7 protein-coding genes, 2 tRNA genes and 1 pseudogene are annotated in these 6,116 nt (G+C 65.2%); 5 read left to right on the top strand and 5 right to left on the bottom strand.

Annotated elements, in window-relative coordinates:
- On the top strand, positions 1–766 hold a 766-nt coding region (locus tag VGD20_RS03805), incomplete at its 5' end, for a WalW protein (protein WP_331133172.1).
- A gap of 50 nt (positions 767–816) precedes the next feature.
- A tRNA-Ile gene (locus VGD20_RS03810) sits at positions 817–892 on the top strand.
- 21 nt (positions 893–913) lie between these two features.
- On the opposite strand, the gene VGD20_RS03815 is transcribed toward VGD20_RS03810, so the two are convergent.
- Positions 914–1,279, bottom strand: coding sequence for a hypothetical protein (locus VGD20_RS03815; RefSeq protein WP_331133173.1), 366 nt, complete (start codon positions 1,277–1,279; stop codon positions 914–916).
- A gap of 146 nt (positions 1,280–1,425) precedes the next feature.
- Here VGD20_RS03815 and VGD20_RS03820 point away from each other — a divergent pair, with 146 nt between their 5' ends.
- Both VGD20_RS03820 and VGD20_RS03825 read left to right on the top strand, forming a co-directional pair.
- Entirely contained in the window at positions 1,426–2,901 is a 1,476-nt protein-coding gene (locus VGD20_RS03820; RefSeq protein ID WP_331133174.1) for a M20 family peptidase, read from the top strand.
- A gap of 37 nt (positions 2,902–2,938) precedes the next feature.
- Positions 2,939–3,015 (top strand) — tRNA-Pro (locus VGD20_RS03825).
- Positions 3,016–3,035: 20 nt separating this feature from the next.
- Here VGD20_RS03825 and VGD20_RS03830 read toward each other — a convergent pair.
- The 4 genes from VGD20_RS03830 to VGD20_RS03845 form a co-directional block, all read right to left on the bottom strand.
- A complete protein-coding gene (locus VGD20_RS03830; RefSeq protein ID WP_331133175.1) occupies positions 3,036–3,473 on the bottom strand; it encodes an SgcJ/EcaC family oxidoreductase in 438 nt (145 codons plus the stop codon).
- 34 nt (positions 3,474–3,507) lie between these two features.
- Positions 3,508–4,725 (bottom strand): DUF2235 domain-containing protein, encoded by a 1,218-nt coding sequence (locus tag VGD20_RS03835; protein ID WP_331133178.1) that lies wholly within the window; start codon positions 4,723–4,725, stop codon positions 3,508–3,510.
- A 143-nt stretch (positions 4,726–4,868) separates the two neighbouring features.
- Positions 4,869–5,273, bottom strand: coding sequence for a DoxX family protein (locus tag VGD20_RS03840; protein WP_331133176.1), 405 nt, complete (start codon positions 5,271–5,273; stop codon positions 4,869–4,871).
- Positions 5,270–5,752, bottom strand: coding sequence for a VOC family protein (locus VGD20_RS03845; protein ID WP_331133177.1), 483 nt, complete (start codon positions 5,750–5,752; stop codon positions 5,270–5,272). Before VGD20_RS03845 ends, VGD20_RS03840 begins: the two co-directional genes overlap by 4 nt.
- Before the next feature lie 67 nt (positions 5,753–5,819).
- Here VGD20_RS03845 and VGD20_RS03850 point away from each other — a divergent pair.
- Positions 5,820–6,116 (top strand): annotated as a pseudogene (locus VGD20_RS03850) (MarR family transcriptional regulator); the annotation flags it as partial.

A 6,116-nucleotide genomic window follows, 5' to 3' on the forward strand; every position in this document is an offset into this window, starting at 1 on the left:
GATACTCCGGCCAGCCATGGAGCGGGGGGCGTGCGCAATCGGCGCCCAGCTCCATGGCTGGGTCAATCCACCCTTCGCCGAGCCGCTCACGCCCGCCAACAGCTTTGCGGGAAACCTGCCGGAGCCGATTGAACGCGCGAAGATCGCGGCGTTAACCGAGCACATCGCCGCGCGATTCGGCCGTCGACCCGAAACCTATCGTGCGGGGCGCTACGGCGTGGGGCCCAACAGCGCCACGATCCTCGAAGATCTGGGCTATCGACTCGACGTGTCCGTGCGCGCGCGCTTTCGCTACGTGCGCGAGGGCGGGCCCGATTTCACGCGCTTCGGGCTGGTGCCCTTCTGGGGCGGACCGCGCGGAACGCTGCTCGAGCTGCCGCTCACCACAGCCTATACGGGGCTGCTGCGCGGCGCGGGGCGCACGCTTTACCGGCTGGCGGGCGAAGTTCGCCGCACGCGCGGGTTGCTCGCACGTACAGGCCTTTTCGCACGCGTTCCGCTGACGCCCGAAGGGGTGTCGGCCGAAGAGGCAAAAGAGGCGATCCGGGTGCTTGCAGGGGAGGGGCTGCAGGTCTTCAGTCTGTCCTTCCATTCGCCGTCGCTCGAGCCAGGGCATACCGACTATGTCCGCGATGCAGCCGATCTCAGGGCCTTTTACCGCTGGTGGGACGAGGTGATCGGCCTGTTGCACCGCCTGGGTATCCGGCCCTGCGGTGCGGAGGCATTTGTCGAGGCGATGACAGCCGTGCGCAATACCGCGCGGTAATGCCTTGCCATCCGCGATATCCCTCCGCTATCGCGGGGCCGCGTATGGCGGGGCCTGTAGCTCAACGGTTAGAGCTGGCCGCTCATAACGGCTAGGTTGCGGGTTCGAGTCCTGCCGGGCCCACCATTTTCCGATACCGGATGGACGTCAGGGCGGCTTCGCCGCGCGCTGCGCCGCGGCGAGGCCCTGAAGCGCCCGCACCCGCATGTCGAGTTCGCGCTGTTCGGATGCCGACAACCCGTCGCGGCCATAGCGCTCGGCAAGGCTCGATATCTGACGCGCCTCGCGGCGCAGCGCGCGCGCTTCGGGTTTCGACAATTCGCCATCGGCGCGCCCGCGATCGATGCGCTCGCGGGTTTCGAGGAGATCGTGGCCGAAGGTCGGGCCGCCGGGCAGCGTTCCCATATCCGACATGCCGGGCGCCCAGTCGCTGCCGGGCGAGGTGCGCGGCACGAACTGGGCCGCGGCGCCGAGCGGCATCAGCAGGAGCGCGGCAAATACCGGCAGGCGCATGGACAATCTCCACAGAGGCAATGACCGGAAAATTCTGCGCGCCGGTGAACAGGCGCTTAATTGGCCGCGCTTTCGCAATGCCAGCATTTCCCTTGCAAATTGCAACCGAACGCGGTCCATTGCGCGCCGACGAGAAGGAGAGGGACATGGGGAAACGGCGGACGATCTTGCTGGGCGGTCTTGCGATCGTTGCGGTTCTGGCAGGGACGGTCGCGGTACGGACCGCAACTTTCGCGCCCAGGGACATCGCCGACGGCAGCGATATCCGTCTCGCTGCGGCACCAGGCTATGATCTGGATGCCGCGGTCGCGCACCTCAGCGCGGCAGCGCAGATCAGGACGATTTCGCACCAGGATCCCGCCGAAAACGAGGTTGCCGAATGGGACCGGCTGCACGCCTGGCTTGCGACAACCTATCCGGCGACGCATCGCGCGATGACGCGCACCATCCTGCCGAACCGGACGCTCATCTATCGTTGGCCGGGCTCCGACGCGTCGCTCGCGCCGATCATCGTCATGGCGCACCAGGACGTCGTGCCGGTCACCGAAGGTACCGAAGGCGACTGGAAATACCCGCCCTTCGCCGGGACGATCGCCGAACAGGCGGTGTGGGGCCGCGGTACCGTCGACGACAAGGGATCGCTCGTCGGCCTGTTCGAGGCGATGGAGGCGCTGGCCCGTCAGGGCTTTACACCGAAACGCAGCATTTATCTCGTCTCGGGGCACGACGAGGAAGCGGGCGGATCAGGCGCCGTCGCCGCCGCCGCAAAGTTGAAGGCCGAAGGCGTCAAGGCGCTGTTCACGCTCGACGAGGGCAGTGTGGTTCTCAACGATACCCCCGTGATCGACGGTCCCGCGATCCTGATCGGCGTCGCCGAGAAAGGCTATGCGACGCTGAAGGTCACCGCCAGGGCGCCCGGCGGGCATAGCTCGATGCCGCCCGCCGAAACGGGCGTGACGACGCTCGCGCGGGCGGTGCTCGCGATCACCGAAAAGCCGTTCCCGATCGAAATGCGCGGCCCCGGGGCGGCGATGGTCGAGGCGCTGGCGGCGCACAAGGGCGGTGTAACCAAGATGGCGGTCGCCAACCAGTGGCTGCTCGGGCCCGTGCTGCGGGGCGAGCTTTCGGCGTCGCCCTCTTCGGCAGCGGCGTTCCACACGACGATCGCCCCCACGATGCTGCAAGGAAGCCCCAAGGAAAATGTGCTGCCGCAATCGGCCACCGCACTGATCAACTATCGCATCGCGCCCTGGAACAGCTCGGCCGACGTCATGGCGCGGGCGAAAGCCGCCGTCGGCGATGCCTCGGTCGAACTCAGCTGGGTCAAGCCCCCGAACGAGCCCTCGCGCGTGTCCTCGAGCAGCTCACCGGGCTGGAAATATGTCGTCGCTGCAGCGCGCGCCGATGCGCCCGATGCCGTCGTCGCGCCCTATCTGGTCGTCGCGGCGACCGACAGCCGCAGCATGGAGCCGATCTCGCAGGACGTGTACCGTTTCATGCCGATGCATTTCACGCTGAAACAGACCGCGATGATCCACGGCACCAACGAGCATATGACCGTCGACAGCTTCAAACGCATGATCGATTTCTATGCGCGGCTGATCGCGACATCTGCGGGATAGACTTGGGCGCGCTGCCTGTCTAAGGCGCCCGCAGCGTCGGGGAGTGGCGCAGCCCGGTAGCGCGCTTGCTTTGGGAGCAAGATGTCGCAGGTTCGAATCCTGTCTCCCCGACCATTTCCTGCGCGCAGCGGCGTCTATTTCGTCAATTGGCCGGCGCTGATCCGCCATCCGTCGCCCGATTTTCCCGCGACGAGGATCAGTGTGCGGTGCTGATCGGGCGCCACCTTTCCATCGGCCAGAAAATCCATGCGAAAGAAGATTACGGCCACGTCGGGACGCAGCATCCGGACCTTCGGTTTGCCCTTGATCGCCAGCGCGACCTTTCGCGTAACCGCCCAGCCATTGCCTTGATGGACCTTGGAAAATTCGCCGAGGATCGCCTCGCGCCCTTCGGTACGCTCCTCGGCCGACGGCACCCACGTCGCATCGGGTGCATAAAGTTTCCTGAAAGCCTCGATATCATGGGCGTTCCATGCCGCTATGAAGGCGTCGGGAAGCTGCTCGGGCGCGGCGCTTTGTGCCCGCACCGCAGCCGGGATCAGCAGCAGGCTCGCCAAAAGGAAAAGACGCATGTCCTTCTCCTGAATTGATTGCGGTGACGGCAGTCTACGCCTGTCGCGAAGTCGAGTCGATGCTCCGCTTCGTTCGTGACTTCGGAACCGCGACAGCCTCGACTGCCGCGCCGGTGCGGGCGTCGATCGTGCCGCGCAGCCTGGAGGGGTCGGCTCTCAGTTCGGTCGCCCAACGCGCGATATCGACCGGGCGATAGCCCGGCACCTTGCGCCAGCGGTCGAAGACGCTGCCGTCGATCGTCTCGTTGACGGTCAGCCACGATCCCTTGTCGTCCATCGTCGCGGGCGCTGCGATCCGGCGGTGAAACCGGCGCCCGAATTTGAGGACCGGATAAAGGCCGCGCAGGAACCGCCTGAAGCTGTCGTGGATCGGGGCGGTGACTTCATAGCCGGTGGGTATCACTTCGCCGCGATAGGCGAGGCCGAGGTCGCCAGCCTTCCGCATGAGCCAGGCAAGCGGTAGCTGCGGCATGTCGTCGCCCGCAATCCCGCCGCCGACATTGGCATGTGCACCGGCAAACCAGCGCTGCTCGACGATCGTCGGCCGCACGCGGCGCTTGCCGGGCGGATCGGGCTCCGTCGGCGTGAAGCGTGTCCAGAGCGTCGGCGCAAAGTCCGCGCGATGCTCGTCGAGCGCGAGCGCATGATAGGCATGTTCGTAGATCGCCGAGAGCCGGGTGTTGTGAAAGCCGAAACGCCGCCGGCTGAGCCCCGGGATGTTGCCGAAGGGGATGCCGAGCGACCCGACAGTGTCCCAAACCCCGATCATCTTGACCGGTACCCGGCGCGAATGGCGCAGCAGGCGCTTTTCCGCGGGCGGCAGGGTCTTCGTCTGGTGCAGTTCGACGAAGGAGGGCGCGGCGGCGTCGAGGCGGTAGCGATCGTAGAGTTCCTCGACCGAAAGCGGCGAGCCGGGGCGGAGAAGCCCGCAACGTGCGATCATTCCCGCGACGCTGCGCGCGGTGAAGGCGCCGCGGCTGAAGCCGAAGAGGAAGATCTGGTCGCCTCGGTCATAATGCCCCATCAGCCAGCGATAGGCGCCGATGATATCGCGATCGAGCCCGTGGCCGAGGATGCCGCCGCGAATTTTCTCGCCGCGCGGCGTGCCGACCCCGGCGGTATAGTAACATAGCTGGGGAACGCCGGCCGCATCCTTCGGCGCGACGAGCTGGCTCAGCCGCCAGACGCTGGTATTGTCTTCAGAGTTGTTCCACGTGCCGTCGAGCAACAGGACGAGGCGCTTTCCCGGCATGGTCACAGGCGGTTTTCCCATCGCGCGGCGCTCTCCCGTTCGGCCGGCGACGGTCTCTCACATCTCCAAGGCCCCAGCAAGGCGATCGATACCCGAAAAAGGCGACCTTCCAACGGGAAAGCCGCCCTTCTCCCGGTTTATGCTCATTCAGCCGCGGGTGCTGATCGGTCGAACGGGAAGATCGCGCGAAGCCGCGGGTGGCGCAGCCACAGCCCGCCCCACATGAACAGCCCCAGATACAGGCTGAAGAGGATATGGCTGAAAAGCGGGCTTCCGGCGCGGATCTGCGTCGCCATCGCGCCGCCGAGCAACGCCATGGTCAGGATGGCGCCGAGCACACTCGTGCGCGGGATCAGGTAGAGGATAACCAGCGTCAGTTCGATCACCCCGATCATCAACGCATAGCCGGCGGGCCAGCCGAGTTGCGCCATCGTTTCCTCGGCGACGGGCATTTGCAGCAACTTGGGCGTGACCGATGCGCCAAGCATGAAGAGCGCGTAAAGGCCGGTGAGGACCCATCCGGTCCGGGTCATCGCTTTGCTGTTCATGATGCCTTTCTCCCTGTTCCCTTGAGTTCGACAAGATTGCCTTCGGGGTCGCGAAAATAGAGCGACGGGCCTTCGCCCTTCGCGCCATAACGGATACCCGATTGTTCGACGACGACGCCATGAAGCGCAAGATGATCACGGATCGCGGGTTCGTCGAAACGATCGATGGCGAGCGCGAAATGATCGAGGTTGCGGCCTTCCACGCCCGGCGCCGAGCCGCCGGCTGCGCCGAGCTTTCCGTCGATCGTTACAAGATCGATCAGCGAATGCCCCGCGCGCAGCTGGAACAGGCCGTATTCGGGATCGGAACGCTCGTCGCTGCAGCCGAGTACGTCGCGATAAAAAGCGAGCATGCGATCGAGATCGGTCACGCGCAGCACGATATGATCGAGCCCGATCGTCGAAAAGGGGATGTCCATCGCGGCTTCTCCTGCAATTTTCCGGTCTAGGAGCGGGCTGAACCCGATGGGTGTTGCCATCTCCGCCTTCCAGATATATCTTTACATAAAGATAAATATCTTACCGTCAAGATAATTCGAGGGACCAATGCAGGATATTGACGATGTTGACCGTTTCCGGGCGGACTGGGCGCGCGAACTGCCCGATCTCGACACGCGCGGGATGGCGATGCTGGGACGGATGTTGCGAATTATCGGGCGGATGCGGCCACCGATTCTGAAGGTGATGCACGAGCATGGCCTCGACGGCGGGACGTTCGACGTCCTCGCGACGCTTCGCCGTTCGGGGCCGCCCTACCGGATGCGGCCAACCGAAATGTATGCGTCGATGATGGTAACCTCGGGCGGGCTGACCGCGCGACTGGCGAAGCTGGAGGCTGCGGGG

This window comes from Sphingopyxis sp. (genome assembly GCF_036402335.1).
GTDB lineage: Bacteria > Pseudomonadota > Alphaproteobacteria > Sphingomonadales > Sphingomonadaceae > Sphingopyxis.